The following is a 16,525-nucleotide window of genomic DNA, read 5'->3' as shown; positions in this document are numbered from 1 at the left end:
GGTCCCGGCCGCGGTGATGGCGCTCGACGCACTTCCGTTGACCGCCAACGGCAAACTCGACACCCGCGCCCTGCCGGCACCCGAATACACCGCCGGTGAATACCGCGCCCCGGAAACCCCCACCGAGGAGATCCTGGCCGGCATCTACGCCGAAATCCTCGACGTCGAGCGGGTCGGCGTCGACGACTCCTTCTTCGACCTCGGCGGCGACAGCATCTCCGCCATGCGCCTGATCGCCGCGATCAACGCGAGCCTGGACGCCGGCCTCGCGGTGCGCGTCGTGTTCGAGGCGCCCACGGTGGCCCAGCTGGCGCCCCGGATCGGCGAGGGCGGAACCGGACTGGACCCGTTGACGGCCGGTGAGCGGCCGGCGGTCGTCCCGTTGTCGTTCGCGCAGAACCGGTTGTGGTTCCTCGATCAATTGCAAGGTCCCTCACCGGTTTACAACATGGCGGCCGCGCTGCGGCTGGACGGTCGGCTCGACGCCGACGCGCTGGGTGCGGCGCTGGGCGACGTGGTGGCCCGCCACGAGAGCCTGCGCACCCTGTTCGCGGCCCCCGACGGGACCCCGCAGCAGGTGGTAGTCCGCGCGGACAAGGCCGATTTCGGCTGGGAGGTCGTTGACGCCGGCGGCTGGTCGGCAAGCCAGCTGGAAGAGGCGATCGGCGACACGGCCCGCTACACCTTCGACCTGTCGGCGCAAATCCCGTTGCGGGCCGGGCTTTTCCGGCTCCGCGACGACCAGCATGTGCTGGTGGCCGTGGTGCACCACATCGCCGCCGACGGCATGTCCATCACCCCGCTGGTACGCGACCTGGGGGTGGCGTATGCCAGCCGAGCCGCCGGGCGCCGCCCCGACTGGACGCCGCTGCCGGTGCAGTACGTCGACTACACGCTGTGGCAGCGCGCGCAATTCGGCGATCTGGACGACGGCAACAGCCGCATCGCGGCCCAGCTGTCCTACTGGGAAGACGCCCTGACCGGGATGCCCGAGCGGGTGCAGCTGCCCACCGATCGGCCCTACCCGCTGGTGGCCGACCAGCGCGGTGCGACGGTCGAAATCGACTGGCCGACCGAGTTGCAGCGACGCGTCGGCGAAGTGGCGCGCCAGCACAACGCCACCAGTTTCATGGTGGTCCAGACCGCGCTGACGGTGCTGCTGTCCAAGATCGGCGCCAATCCCGATGTGGCGGTGGGCTTCCCGATCGCCGGCCGGCGCGACCCCGCGCTCGACGAGCTGGTGGGCTTCTTCGTCAACACCCTGGTGTTGCGCGTCGACGTCGCCGGTGACCCCACCTTCGCCGAGGTGCTGTCGCAGGTGCGCCAGCGCAGCCTGTCCGCCTACGAGCACCAGGACGTGCCGTTCGAGGTGCTGGTGGAGCGGCTCAACCCGACCAGGAGCCTGACGCATCACCCGCTGGTGCAGGTGATGCTGGCCTGGCAGAACTTCGCCGGGCACGACAGCGGTCCCGCCGCCGGGCTGTCCCTGGGCGACGTCGATGTCACGCCGATCCCGGTGGACACCCAGACCGCCCGCATGGACCTGACCTTCTCGCTGGGCGAGCGCTGGACCGACGGCGGCGAGCCCGACGGAATCGGCGGCACCGTCGAATTCCGCACCGACGTCTTCGACGCGGCCAGCATCCGGGCGCTGATCGACCGGTTGCAGCGCGTGCTGCTCGCGATCACCACCGAACCCGCGCAGGCGGTTTCGTCGGTCGACCTGCTCGACGACGCCGAACACGCCCGGCTCGACGACATCGGCAACCGCGCCGCGCTGACCGGATCGGCGAGCCACACCGATTCCGTCCCCGCGCTGTTCGCCGCCCAGGCGGCCCGCACCCCGGACACCGTCGCGCTGGTCTGCGACGGGCATTCGCTGACCTACCGCGAGCTGGACGAGGCGTCGAACCGGTTGGCACATTGCCTCGTGGAGCACGGCGCCGCTCCGGGACAGACTGTGGCGCTGCTGTTTTCGCGGTCGGTCGAGGCGATCGTGTCGATCCTGGCCGTGCTCAAGTCCGGGGCGGCGTACCTGCCGATCGACCCGGCGCTGCCCGAGTCGCGGGTCGAATTCGTGCTCGGCGATGCCGCCCCGATCGCCGCGATCACCACCGCGGAGCTGACCGAGCGGTTCGCCGGCCACGACGTCAAGGTGATCGACGTCAACGACCCCGCCATCGACAGCCGGCCCACCACCGCGCTGCCGGCACCGGGACCGGAGAACCTCGCCTACCTGATCTACACCTCGGGCACCACCGGCGTCCCCAAAGGCGTTGCCGTCACACATCGCAACGTCACCCAGCTGCTGACGTCCGGCGACTCGGGACTGCCGCGCACCGGCGTGTGGTCGCAGTGGCATTCGCTGGCCTTCGACGTCTCGGTGTGGGAGATCTTCGGCGCCCTGCTGCACGGCGGCCGACTGGTCGTGGTGCCCGAATCGATCGCGCGCTCACCCGAAGACCTGCACGCACTGCTGGTGGCCGAACAGGTCAGCGTGCTCAGCCAGACCCCGTCCGCGGCCGGAGCGCTCTCACCCACCGGGCTGGAGTCGGTCACGCTGGTGGTCGCCGGTGAGGCCTGCCCGTCTGAACTGGTGGACCGGTGGGCGCCGGGCCGGGCGATGATCAACGCCTACGGCCCCACCGAGGCCACGGTCTACGCCGCCATCAGCGCGCCGCTGGAGGCGGGGTCACCGGGCGTGGTGCCGATCGGCTCCCCGGTACCGGGCGCGGCGTCGTTCGTGCTCGACGAATGGCTGCGGCCGGTGCCCCCGGGCGTGGTCGGCGAGCTGTACGTGGCCGGCGCCGGGGTGGCCTGCGGCTACTGGCGGCGGTCCGGCCTGACCGCGTCGCGTTTCGTGGCCTGCCCGTTCGGCGAGCCCGGTTCGCGCATGTACCGCACCGGTGACCTGGTGCGCTGGCGCGCGGACGGGCAGCTGGACTACCTCGGCCGCGCCGACGAGCAGGTCAAGATCCGCGGCTACCGCATCGAACTCGGCGAGGTGCGCGCGGCACTGGCGTGGGTGGACGGCGTCGAGCAGGCGGTCGTGGTGGCCCGCGAGGACCGCCCCGGGGACAAGCGGCTCGTCGGTTATGTCACCGGCACCGCCGACCCGGCCGCGGTGCGTGCCGCGCTGGCCGAGCGGCTGCCGGCGTACATGATCCCGACCGCCGTGGTGGTGATGCAGGCCCTGCCGCTCACCCCCAACGGCAAGCTCGACACCCGGGCCCTGCCTGCACCGGACTACCAGGACGCGGACCGGTATCGCGCGCCCGACAACGCCATTGAAGAAATTCTGGCCGGAATCTTCGCCCAGGTGCTCGGCCTCGAGCGCGTCGGCGTCGACGATTCCTTCTTCGACCTGGGCGGCGACAGCATTTCGTCGATGCAGGTGGTGACGCGGGCGCGGGCCGCTGGCCTGGTGTGCAAGACGCGCGACATCTTCGTCGAGCAGACCGTGGCCCGGCTGGCCCGGGTGGCCGAAGTGGTCGACGCCGAATCCGCCGTCGCCGACGAGGGCCTCGGGCCGGTGCAGGCCACCCCGATCATCCGGTGGCTGCAGGACGTGGAAAGCGCAGGCGGCCAGGTTGATCAGTTCAACCAGACCATGCTGGTGCAGGCCCCGGCCGCGGTCAGCGAGGCCGATGTGGTCACGGTGCTGCAGGCCCTGCTGGATCGCCACGCCATGCTGCGGCTGCACGTCGACAAGGACGCGGCCACCGGCTGGTCGCTGACGGTGCCCGAGCCCGGCTCGGTGGATGCTCGCGCGTGCCTGCACGCGGTGGACGAACTGTCCGACGAGGCCGTCATCGAGGCGCGGTCCCGGTTGAACCCGGCCGCCGGCGTGATGCTCAGCGCGGTGTGGGCGAACACCACCCGCCAACTGGTGGTGATCGTGCACCACCTGGGCGTCGACGGCGTGTCCTGGCGAATCCTGTTGCAGGACTTGAATATTGCCTGGGCTCAGCATCACAGCGGGCAGCCCGTGGCGCTGCCCATGGCGGGCACCTCGTTCGCCCGGTGGTCGTCGCAGCTGGCCGAACACGCGCACCATCCGGACGTGGTGGATCAGGCCGACACCTGGAAGCGGGTGGCTTCAACGCCCGCGGCGTTGCCCGCGGTGCGCCCCGACGTGGACACCTTCGCCACGGCCGGACACCTCTCCATGGAGCTCGACGCCGAGACCACCGGCACGCTGCTCGGTGACGTCCCGGCGGCGTTCCACGCCGGGGTGCAAGACATCCTGCTGATCGCGTTCGGGCTGGCGTGCGCGGAATTCGCCGGCGATCCCGGCGCGCCGATCGGCATCGACGTCGAAGGCCACGGCCGCCACGAGGAACTGGGCCGCGACGTCGACCTGTCGCACTGCGTGGGCTGGTTCACCACCAAATACCCGGTATCCCTTGCAGTGCAAGGTGTTTCGTGGGCCCAGGTGGCTTCCGGCGGCGCCGCGCTGGGCGCGGTGCTCAAAGACGCCAAGGAACAGCTGCGGGCCCTGCCGGATCCGCTGAGCTACGGGCTGCTGCGCTACCTGAACACCGACGTCGACCTGGACGCGGGGGAGCCGCCGATCGGCTTCAACTACCTGGGACGCCAGGGCGGTGCGGCCGAGCTCACCGACGACATGTGGCGCCCCGAGCCGGACGGCTGGTCGGTCACCCGCGCGGCGACCGCGATCCCCATGCCGCTGATGCACACCGTCGAGCTGAACGCGGTCACCGTCGACGCCGAGGGCGGCCCGCAACTGCACGCCAACTGGACGTGGGCGCCCTCTGCGCTGAACGACGAGCAGGTCACCCGGCTGGGCCGGCTGTGGTTCGAGGCCCTGGCCGGCATCTGCGCGCACGTGCGCTCCGGCGGCGGCGGCCTGACGCCGTCGGACATCGCGCCCGCCCGCCTGAGCCAACAGCAGATCGATCAGCTTGCGCGCCAACACCACATCGCCGACGTGCTGGCGCTGACCCCCGTCCAACAGGGACTGCTCTTCCACGCCAACACCGCGCAGGCGACCGACGACCTGTATGCGGGACAGCTGGACATCAGCATCACCGGCCCGCTCGACCCCGACCGGCTGCGCGACGCGGTGCAGACGATGATCGGCCGCCATCCCAACCTGGTGGCCCGGTTCTGCGACCGGTACGACGAGCCCGTCCAGATCATCCCGGCCGACCCGGCGGCGTCCTGGCAGTACGTCGAGCTGGACGGAGACGCCGACGCCGACGCCGACGCGCGGGTTCAGCGGCTGTGCGCCGCCGAGCGCGCCGCGGTGTGCGGCGACCTCGCCGAGCAGCCGGCCTTCCGGGTGGCGCTGGTCCGCACGGCACCCGACCGCTACCGGCTGGTGCTGACCAACCACCACATCGTGCTGGACGGCTGGTCGATGCCGATCCTGCTGGGGGAGATCTTCGCCGGCTACTACGGCCAGCGGCTGCCGGCGGCCGCACCCTACCGCGGCTTCGTCGACTGGCTGGCCGAGCGGGACATCGACGCCGCCCGCACGGCCTGGGCCGAGGTGTTCGCCGGCTTCGATGCGCCGGCCCTGGTCGGCCCCCAGGACCGCACCGAACTCGGGCCGCAGGGCGTCGAGTCGTTCGCGCTGCCAGCCGAGCTCAGCCAGGCCATCACCGACCTGGCCCGCTCCCGCCACACCACCGTCAACACCGTGCTGCAGGCCGCCTTCGCGCAACTGCTGTGCGGCCTGACCGGCCAAGGCGACGTCGTGTTCGGCACCACCGTGTCGGGCCGTCCCGCCGAGGTCGCCGGCGCCGACACCATGGTTGGCCTGCTCATCAACACCGTGCCCGTGCGGGCGAACATCACCGCGACCACCACCACCGCCGAGCTGCTCGACCAACTGCAGGGCGCGTACAACCACACGCTGGACCATCAGCACCTGGCGCTCAACGAGATTCACCGCATCACCGGCCAGGACCAGCTGTTCGACACCCTGTTCGCCTACGAGAACTATCCGATCGATGCCAGCGCGTTGTCGGCCGACCAGGAGCTGGCCGTCACCGACATCACCAGCCGGGAATCCACCCACTACCCGCTGACGGTGCAGGCCCAGCCCGGCAAAGAACTGCGCCTGCAGGTCGAATACGACACCGACGTCTTCGACGCGGCACGAATCGCAACGCTGATCGAGCGGCTGCGGCGGCTGCTGGTCGTCATGACCACCGACCCGGCGCGGCGACTGTCCTCGATCGACGTGCTCGACGACGCCGAACACGACCGGCTGGACGGCTGGGGCGAGCGGGCCGTACTGGCCCAGCCCGGCACGTCTGGGTCCATCCCGGCGTTGTTCGCCGCGCAGGCGGCGCGCAGCCCGCGGGCCGCGGCGGTGACCTTCGAGGGCCGGTCTATGTCGTACCGGGAGCTCGACGAGAAGTCGAACCGGTTGGCGCACTTGCTGATTGAGCGTGGTGCGGGCCCTGGCGAGTCCGTTGCGCTGTTGTTCGGCCGGTCGGCCGACGCGATCGTGGCCATCCTGGCGGTGCTGAAAACCGGTGCGGCCTACCTGCCGATCGACCCGGCGCTGCCTGCGGCGCGCATCGAGTTCATGCTCACCGACACCGCGCCGATGGCCGCGGTCACCGTCGCGACGCTGGCGGACAAGCTGCGCGCCCACGACCTGATCGTGGTCGACATCAACGACCGCGCCGTGGCCCGCCAGCCCCGCACGGCCCTGCCGGCGCCGGCCCCCGAACAGGTCGCGCACATCATCTACACGTCGGGCACCACCGGTCTGCCCAAGGGCGTGGCGGTGAGCCACCGCAACGTGACCCGGCTGTTCGACGCTCCGGCCGTCGGCGTCCAGCTGTCCGCAGACCAGGTGTGGACCCAGTTCCACTCGTATGCCTTCGACTTCTCGGTCTGGGAGATCTGGGGCGCGCTGCTGCACGGCGGCCGGCTTGTCGTGGTGCCCGATTCGGTGGCCCGCTCACCCATGGAATTCCACGCCCTGCTGGTCGCCGAGAAGGTCACCGTGCTGAGCCAGACCCCGTCGGCGGTGCGGATGCTGTCGCCGCAGGGCCTGGAGTCCGCGGCGCTGGTGATCGGTGCCGAGCCTTGCCCGCCCGAGCTGGTGGACCGCTGGGCGCCGGGACGGACGATGGTCAACGTCTACGGCCCGACCGAGGCGACCATCTTCTCGTCGATGAGCACGCCGCTGGCCGCCGGTACGGGGGCGCCGCCGATCGGCTCCTCGGTGCCCGGCACGGCATTGTTCGTCCTGGACGGGTGGCTGCGACCGGTGGCGGCCGGAGTGGTCGGCGAGCTGTACGTCGCCGGTCGCGGCGTCGGGTACGGGTATGTGCGCCGGCCCGGGCTGACCGCGACGCGGTTCGTGCCCTGTCCGTTCGGCGAGCCCGGTTCGCGCATGTACCGCACCGGTGACCTGGTGCGCTGGCGCGCGGATGGGCAGCTGGACTACCTCGGCCGCGCCGACGAGCAGGTCAAGATCCGCGGCTACCGCATCGAGGTCGGCGAGGTGCGCTCGGCCCTGGCCGCGCTGGACGGTGTCGACCAGGCGGTCGTCATCGCCCGCGAGGACCGGCCCGGCGACAAGCGCCTCGTCGGCTACATCACCGGCGCCGCCGATCCCGCCGAGGCCCGCGCGCAGCTGGCCGAGCGGCTGCCCGGCTACATGGTCCCGGTGGCGGTGGTGGTGCTCGACGCGCTGCCGATGACCCTCAACGGCAAGCTCGACATCCGCGCCCTGCCGGCACCCGAATACTCCGGGGCCGGGTATCGCTCGCCGACCACACCCACCGAGGAGATCCTGGCCGGCATCTACGCCCACGTGCTCGGGGTCGAGCGAGTCGGTGTCGACGACTCCTTCTTCGACCTCGGCGGCGACAGCATCTCCGCGATGCGGGTGATCGCGGCCGTCAACAGCGCCATGGACGTCGGCATCCCGGTCCGCGTCATCTTCGAGTCGCCCACCGTCGCCCAGCTGGCGCCGCGCGTCGGCGAGGACACCGGCCGACTCGACCCGCTGGTGGCGGGCGAGCGGCCGGCGGTCATCCCGCTGTCCTTCGCGCAGAGCCGGCTCTGGTTCCTGGACCAGCTGCAGGGACCGTCGCCGGTCTACAACATGGCGGCGGCGCTGCGGATGCACGGACGCCTCGACGTCCAGGCGCTGGGCGCCGCGCTGGCCGACGTGGTGGCCCGCCACGAGAGCCTGCGCACGGTGTTCGCCGCGACCGACGACACGCCGCAGCAGGTGGTGGTCCCGGTCGAGCAAGCCGATCTCAGCTGGCGGACCGTCAACGCCCGCGGCTGGTCGGCGAGCCGCCTGCGCGAGGCCATCGATGCCGCGGCTCGCGAGACCTTCGACCTGGCCACCCAGATCCCGTTGCGCGCTTCGCTGTTCCGCGTCGACGACGACGAGCACGTGCTGGTCGCCGTCGTGCACCACATCGCCGCGGACGGCTGGTCGCTGCGGCCGCTGGTCCGCGACCTGGGCATGGCGTACGCCAGCCGGTGTGCCGGGCGCGCCCCCGACTGGGAGCCGCTGGCCGTGCAGTACGTCGACTACACGCTGTGGCAGCGTGCACAGTTCGGCGAGCTCGCCGACAGCGGCAGCCGCATCGCCGGGCAGCTGGCCTACTGGCAGGACGCGCTGGCCGGCATGCCGGAGCAGTTGCAGCTGCCCACCGACCGGCCCTACCCGCCGATCGCCGACCAGCGCGGTGCGGCCGTCGAGGTGGACTGGCCGGCCGACCTGCAACAGCAGGTCGCGGGGCTGGCCCGCGAGTACAACTCCACCAGCTTCATGGTGGTGCAGGCCGCCCTGGCGGTGCTGCTGTCCAAGATCAGCGCCAGCAAAGACGTAGCGGTCGGCTTCCCGATCGCCGGCCGGCGCGACCCCGCGCTCGAGGACCTGGTCGGCTTCTTCGTCAACACCCTGGTGCTGCGGGTCGACCTGGCCGGCGATCCGAGCTTCACCGAGCTGTTGACCCGAGTGCGCACGCGCAGCCTGGAGGCCTTCGAGCATCAGGACGTGCCGTTCGAGGTGCTGGTGGAGCGGGTCAACCCGACCCGGAGCCTGACGCATCACCCGCTGGTGCAGGTGATGCTGGCCTGGCAGAACTTCGCCGGGCAGGACAGCGAACCGGGCGCCGGGCTGTCGCTGGGCGACGTCCAGGTCACGTCGATACCGCTGGACACCCAGGTCGCCCGCATGGATCTGGTGTTCTCGCTGGCCGAGCGCTGGGCCGAGGACAACGAGCCCGCCGGTATCGGCGGGCGGGTGGAGTTCCGCACCGACGTGTTCGACGCGGAGACCATCCGGACGCTGATCGGGCGCCTGCAGCGCGTCCTGGAGGCGATGACGGCCGATCCCACCCGCGCGCTGTCGACGGTCGATCTGCTCGACCGACGCGAGCACGCCCGCCTGGACGCCCTCGGCAACCGCGCGGCGCTGACCGCGCCCGCCACCACCAACGCGTCGGTGCCGGCGTTGTTCGCCAAGCAGGTGGCGCGCACCCCGGACGCGGTGGCGCTGCGCTGCGACGACCGCTCGTGGACCTATCGCGAGCTCGACGAGGCCGCCAACCGCCTGGCCCACCGCCTGGCCGGCCTGGGCGTCAGCCGCGGCGAGCGGGTCGCGCTGCTGTTCCCGCGTTCGGCCGAGGCGATCGTGTCGATCCTGGCCGTGCTCAAGGCCGGGGCGGCCTACCTGCCGATCGACCCGGGGCTGCCGGCCGAGCGGATCGGGTTCATGCTCGCCGACGCCGCGCCGATGGTCGCGATCAGCACCGCCGACCTGGCGGAGCGGCTATACGGCCATCACGTCGTCGTCCTCGACGTCGGTGATATTGGGGCCCCCGCCGTCGACGCCCAGCCGTCGACCCCGTTGCCGACGCCGAACGCCGACGACATCGCCTACCTGATCTACACCTCCGGCACCACCGGCGTCCCCAAAGGCGTTGCCGTGGCGCACCGCAACGTCGCGCAGCTGCTGGCATCGGGGGAGTCCGGCCTGCCGCGCGAGGGCGTCTGGTCGCAGTGGCACTCGCTGGCCTTCGACGTCTCGGTCTGGGAGATCTTCGGCGCGCTGCTGCAGGGCGGGCGCCTGGTGGTCATCCCCGACTCCGCGGTCCGGTCGCCGGACGACTTCCACGCGCTGCTGGTCGCCGAAGAGGTCACCGTGATCAGCCAGACCCCGTCCGCGGCCGACGTGCTGTCGCCCGAGGGCCTCGAGTCCGCGGCACTGGTGGTCGCCGGTGAGGCCTGCCCGACCGAGCTGGTCGACCGGTGGGCGCCGGGCCGCGCGATGATCAACGCCTACGGCCCCACCGAGGCGACGGTGTACGCCGCGGTCAGCGCCCCGCTGCAGGCGGGATCGCCCACTACGGGGCCAGTGCCCATCGGCTCCCCGGTGCCCGGGGCCGCCGCGTTCGTCCTGGACGAATCCCTGCGGCCGGTGCCGCACGGCGTGGTCGGCGAGCTGTATGTGGCCGGCGGCGGCGTCGCGGTCGGCTACTGGCGCCGCGCCGAGCTGACCGCGTCGCGTTTCGTGGCCTGCCCGTTCGGGGCGCCCGGTTCGCGCATGTACCGCACCGGCGACCTGGTGCGCTGGGGCGGCGACGGGCAGCTGCAGTACCTGGGCCGCGCCGACGAGCAGGTCAAGATCCGCGGCTACCGCATCGAACTCGGCGAGGTGCGCTCGGCGCTGTCCGCGCTGGACGGCGTGGAGCAGGGCGTCGTCATCGCCCGCGAGGACCGGCCCGGGGACAAGCGCCTGGTCGGCTACATCACCGGGGGAGCGGACCCGGTCGAGATCCGCACCCGGCTGGCCGATCACCTGCCGGCCTACATGGTCCCGGCCGCCATCGTGGCGCTCGACGCGCTGCCGCTGACGGCCAACGGCAAGCTCGACGTGCGGGCCCTGCCCGCACCCGAATACCGCGACGTCAACCGGTATCGCGCACCCGGCACCCCCGTCGAGGAGACCCTGGCCGGCATCTACGCCCAGGTCCTGGGCGTAGACCGGGTCGGCATCGACGACTCCTTCTTCGACCTCGGTGGCGACAGCATCTCCTCGATGCAGGTGGTGACCCGGGCGCGGGCCGCCGGGCTGGTGCTGCGGACGCGCGACATCTTCACCGAGCAGACCGTGGCCCGGCTGGCCCGGGTGGCCGGCGTGACCGACGGTGAATACGGCGTGGCCGACGAGGGCGTCGGCGACGTCGCCGCCACACCGATCATCCGCTGGCTGCACAGCGTCGACGGCCCCGTCGATCAGTTCAACCAGACGATGGTGCTGCAGGCCCCAGCCGCTGTCACCGAGGCCGACGTGGTGACGGTGTTGCAGGCCCTGCTGGACCGGCACGCGATGCTGCGGCTGCGGGTCGACGACAGTTCAGCTGGGGGGGCCGGCGAATGGTCGCTGACGGTGCCCGAGCCGGGCTCGGTCGACGCGGCGCAGCGCGTGCACGCCGTCGAGGAGCTGTCCGACGCGGCGATCATCGAGGCGCGGTCGCGGCTGAACCCGGCCGCCGGGGTGATGCTCAGCGCGCTGTGGGTGGCCTCCACCAGCCAGCTGGTGCTGATCGTTCACCACCTGGCCGTCGACGGGGTGTCCTGGCGAGTGCTGCTGGAAGATCTGAACGTCGCCTGGGGCCAGTACCACCACGGGCAGCCGATCGCGCTGCCCGCCGGCGGAACGTCGTTCGCCCGGTGGTCGGCGCTGCTCGCAGAGCACGCGTCGTCGCCGGCCGTGGTCGCGCAGGCCGACGCCTGGCGGCAGGTAGCCGCGACGGCGGCCGCCCTGCCGGCGGTGCGGCCCGAAGTCGACACCTACGAGACCGCCGAGAACATGTCGGTGACGCTGGACGCGAAGACCACCCGCACGCTGCTCGGCGAGGCGCCGGCCGCATTCCACGCCGGCATCAACGACATCCTGCTGGTCGGGTTCGCGCTGGCCTGGGCCGAATTCCTGGGCCCCCACCTTGGGGTCGGCACCCCCATAGGCATCGACGTCGAGGGCCACGGCCGCCACGAAGAGCTGGCGCCCGGAGTGGACCTGTCCCGCACCGTGGGCTGGTTCACCACCAAGTACCCGGTCGCGCTGAACGTCGGCGGGCTGTCCTGGGCGCAGGTCACGGCCGGTGCGCCGATCCTGGGCGCGCTGGTCAAGGACGCCAAGGAGCAACTGCGCGCGCTGCCGGATCCGCTGAGCTACGGGTTGCTGCGCTACCTGAACACCGAGGTCGACCTGGACGGCGCCGACCCGGCGATCGGGTTCAACTACCTGGGCCGGTTGGGCGGCGCGGCCGCCGAGCTCTCCGACGAGCTGTGGCGGATCAGCACCGACGGCTCGTCGGCCACCGCCACCAGCACCGCGGTGCCCATGCCGCTGATGCACACCGTGGACCTCAACGCCGGCACCATGGACACCGCGGAAGGCCCGCAGCTGCACGCCAACTGGACGTGGGCGGCCTCGGCGCTGGACCGCGAGCAGGTCGCCCGGCTGAGCCGGCTGTGGTTCGAGGCCCTGGCCGGCATCTGCGCCCACGTGCGCTCCGGTGGCGGCGGACTGACCCCGTCGGACATCCTCCCGGCCCGCCTGGACCAGCGGCAGATCGACGAGCTCGAGCGGCGGCTGCGGGTCGCCGACGTGCTGCCGCTGACCCCGCTGCAGGAGGGGCTGCTCTTCCACGCCGACACCACGCGGGGCAACGACGACCACCTTTACGTCGTGCAGCTGGATCTCACCCTGACCGGCCCGCTGGACGCCGACCGGCTGCGCGACGCGATGCACACCGTGGTCGGCCGGCACCCGCACCTGGTGGCCCGATTCTGCGACCAGTTCGACGAGCCGGTCCAGATCATCCCGGCGAATCCCGCGATGGTGTGGCGGTACCTCGAGTTCAAGCCGAACGGCAGCGAACCCGAGGAGAAGATCCGGCGGCTGTGCGCCGCCGAGCGCGCCGCGGTCTACGACCTGGCCGACCAGCCCGCCGTCCGCGCGGCGCTGGTGCACACGGACGACGACCGGCACCGGCTGGTCCTTACCATCCACCACATCGTGCTCGACGGCTGGTCGGTGCCGATCCTGCTGAACGAGACGTTCGCCTGCTACACCGGGCAGCGGCTGCCCGCGCCCGCGCCGTATCGCAGGTTCGTCACCTGGCTGGCCGACCGCGACCTCGGCGCCGCGCGCGCGGCGTGGGGTGAGGTGCTGGACGGCCTCGACAGCCCGACGCTGGTCGGGCCGCCGCAACAGCGGGAGTTCGGCACCCGCGGCGTGCAATCGTTCGCGCTGTCCGAGGACACCACCCGGGCGCTCAGCGAGCTGGCCCGCTCCAGCCACACCACGGTCAGCACCGTGCTGCAGGCCGCATGGGCGCAGCTGCTGGCCTGGCTGACCGGCCAGCACGACGTCGCCTTCGGCACCACCGTGTCGGGCCGGCCGGCCGAGGTCGTCGGCGCCGAATCGATGGTGGGTCTGATGATCAACACCGTCCCGGTGCGCGCAAGCATGACGGCGGCGACCACCACGACCGAGCTGCTCGGCCAGCTGCAGCGCGGTCACGCCGCGACGCTCGACCATCAGCACCTGTCGCTGAGCGAGATGCACCGGATCACCGGTCACGAGAAGCTCTTCGACACCCTGTTCGCCTACGAGAACTACCCGCTGGACGCCTCGGCGATGGCGGTCGACCACGAACTCGCGATCGCCGACGTCAACATGTTCGAGCGCAACCACTATCCGCTGACGATGCAGGCCGCCCTGTCCGGCCAGGAACTGGGCCTGCGGGTGGAGTACGACACCGGCGTCTTCGACACGGCGACCATCGCGGCGCTCGGCGACCGGCTGGAGCGAGTGTTGCTGGCGATGACCGCCGACCCGGACCGGCCGCTGTCGGCGGTGGACCTGCTCGACGCGCCGGAGCACGCCCGACTGGACGAGATCGGCAACCGTGCGGTGCTGGACCGGCCGCTGCCCGCGCTGCCGTCGATTCCCGCCATGTTCGACGCCCAGGTCGCCGACCGGCCCGACGCGGTGGCGATCAACTGGGGCGGCACGTCGATGACCTACCGTGAGGTCGACGAGGCCGCCAACCGGCTGGCCCACCTGCTCGCCGAGCAGGGTGCGGGCCCGGGAGAGTCTGTGGCGCTGCTGTTTTCGCGGTCGGCGCAGGCGATCGTGGCGATCCTGGCGGTGCTCAAGACCGGGGCGGCCTACCTGCCGATCGACCCGGCGGCGCCCGGCACCCGGATCCGCTTCATGCTCGACGACTCCGCGCCGATCGCCGCCGTCACCTCGGCGGGCCTGCGGTCGCGGCTGAACGGGTCCGGCCTGACGGTCATCGACATCGAGGACCCGCGGATCGAGGACCAGGCGGCCACGCCGCTGCCGGCACCCCCGGCCGACGACATCGCCTACGTCATCTACACCTCGGGCACCACCGGTGTCCCCAAGGGTGTCGCCATCACCCACCGCAGCGTGACCCAGCTGCTGGAGTCCCTGGACGCGGGCCTGCCGCGGGTGGGCGTGTGGACGCAGAGCCACTCGTACGCCTTCGACGTCTCGGTCTGGGAGATCTTCGGCGCGCTGCTGCGCGGCGGGCGGCTGGTCGTGGTGCCCGAGTCGGTGGCGCGTTCGCCGAAGGACTTCCACGCCCTGCTCGTCGACGCAGAGGTCACCGTGCTGACCCAGACCCCGTCGGCGGTCGCGATGCTCTCGCCCGACGGCCTGGATTCGCTGTCGCTGGCAGTGGTGGGCGAGGCCTGCCCGGCCGAGGTGGTGGACCGGTGGGCGCCGGGGCGCGTGATGATCAACGCCTACGGCCCGACCGAGACCACCATGTGCGTGGCGATCAGCGCCCCGCTGACGCGGGGTTCCGGGACGCCGCCGATCGGGTCGCCGGTGGACGGCGCGGCCCTGTTCGTGCTCGACCCGTGGTTGCGGCCGGTGCCCGCGGGTGTGGTCGGCGAGTTGTATGTGGCCGGCGACGGCGTGGCCGCCGGGTACGTCGGACGGCCCGGGCTGACGGCGTCGCGGTTCGTGGCGTGCCCGTTCGGGGCGTCGGGAATGCGCATGTATCGCACCGGTGACCTGGTCTGCTGGGACGCCGACGGGCAGCTGCAGTACTTCGGCCGCGCCGACGAGCAGGTCAAGATCCGCGGCTACCGCATCGAACTCGGCGAGGTCCAGGCCGCGCTGGCGGCGCTCGACGAGGTCGACCAGGCCGTGGTGATCGCGCGCGAGGACCAGCCCGGCGTCAAGCGTCTGGTCGGGTACATCACCGGGACCGCCGACCCGGACGAGGCGCGCACCGCGCTGGCCGGGCGGCTGCCGGTCTACATGGTTCCGGCGGCGGTGGTCGCGCTCGACGCGCTCCCGTTGACGCCCAACGGCAAACTCGATACGCGGGCCCTGCCGGCGGCGCAGTACACCGGCAGCGGGTACCGGGCCCCGTCCACGGCGACGGAGCGGGCCCTGGCGGACATCTACGCACAGGTGCTCGGTGCCGACCTGGTGGGGGTCGACGACTCGTTCTTCGATCTGGGCGGCGACAGCATTTCGGCGATGCGCGTGGTCGCCGCGATCAACGCCGGATTGGGCGTTGACCTGGCGGTACGCACCTTGTTCGACGCGCCCACCGTCAAGGCGCTGAGCGAACGGCTGCAGGCCGAGGCGGCGGATGCCGACGAGGTGGTTCCGGTGCAGACCCTGAAGGAAGGGTCCGGAGTGCCGCTGTTCTGCATCCACCCGGCCGGCGGGGTGAGCTGGCCGTACCAGGTTCTCGGGAAGTACGTGGACTGCGCGATATTCGGCATCCAGCAAATCCCGCAGGCCGACCAGGCCGCACCGCGGTCCATCCGCGAACTCGCCGAGCTGTACGCCGACCGGATCCAGGAGGTCTATCCCGGCGGGCCCTACAACATCGTGGGCTGGTCGTTCGGCGGCGTCGTCGCCCACGAGATAGCCATCGAGCTGCAGCGCCGCGGTTCCGTGATCGGGCGCCTGATCCTGCTCGACGCGCAACCCAGCATCGACGACGGCATCGCCCTGCCGGAGCACGCGCTCAGCGAGCAGCAGGTGCTCGACGACGTCCTGCGGGCCTACAACATCAGCACCGACGCGCATACCGGCCCGCCCACCGACGAGCAGTTGGCCGAACTGCTGCGCGAGTCGGGGGTCGCGGACATATCCCGGCACCAACAGCTCGTCGATTTGCTGGTCGGGAACCTCAACGACAACATCGAGCTGTACCGGCTGCACGAACCGAGGCTCTTCGACGGTGACCTCACCGTCTTCTCCGCGGTGCGGGATCAAAGCGATCGCTGTTCGCTGCTGGCCCGATCCTGGGAGCCATACGCCTCCGGTGACGTCCTGACGTTCGCGGTGGACTCCACGCACAACGAGATGCTGACCGACGACTCGGTCGAGATGTACGGCGAACAGCTCCGGCGTCTGCTCCGCGCGGAGCGGCGTCGCGAACTGGCCCCGCACGAACGGTTCAACGCCGCGTCCGGCGACGACGAGCTGCCCAGGAAGCCATGA

The 16,525-nt window shown here is 71.7% G+C and carries 1 protein-coding gene (cut by a window edge); it reads left to right on the top strand.

The genetic code is table 11. The features are described from left to right. Positions 1-16,525, top strand: the 3' portion of a protein-coding gene (locus A5760_RS23875) for a non-ribosomal peptide synthetase (protein ID WP_064885440.1). It extends 14,792 nt beyond the left edge of the window; the window shows 16,525 of its 31,317 coding nt (coding positions 14,793-31,317); its start codon lies off the left edge, out of view; it ends in the stop codon at positions 16,523-16,525.

The organism is Mycobacterium colombiense, from assembly GCF_001665835.1.
Lineage (GTDB): Bacteria > Actinomycetota > Actinomycetes > Mycobacteriales > Mycobacteriaceae > Mycobacterium > Mycobacterium colombiense_A.
This window is presented reverse-complemented; position numbering and strand designations above follow the sequence as displayed.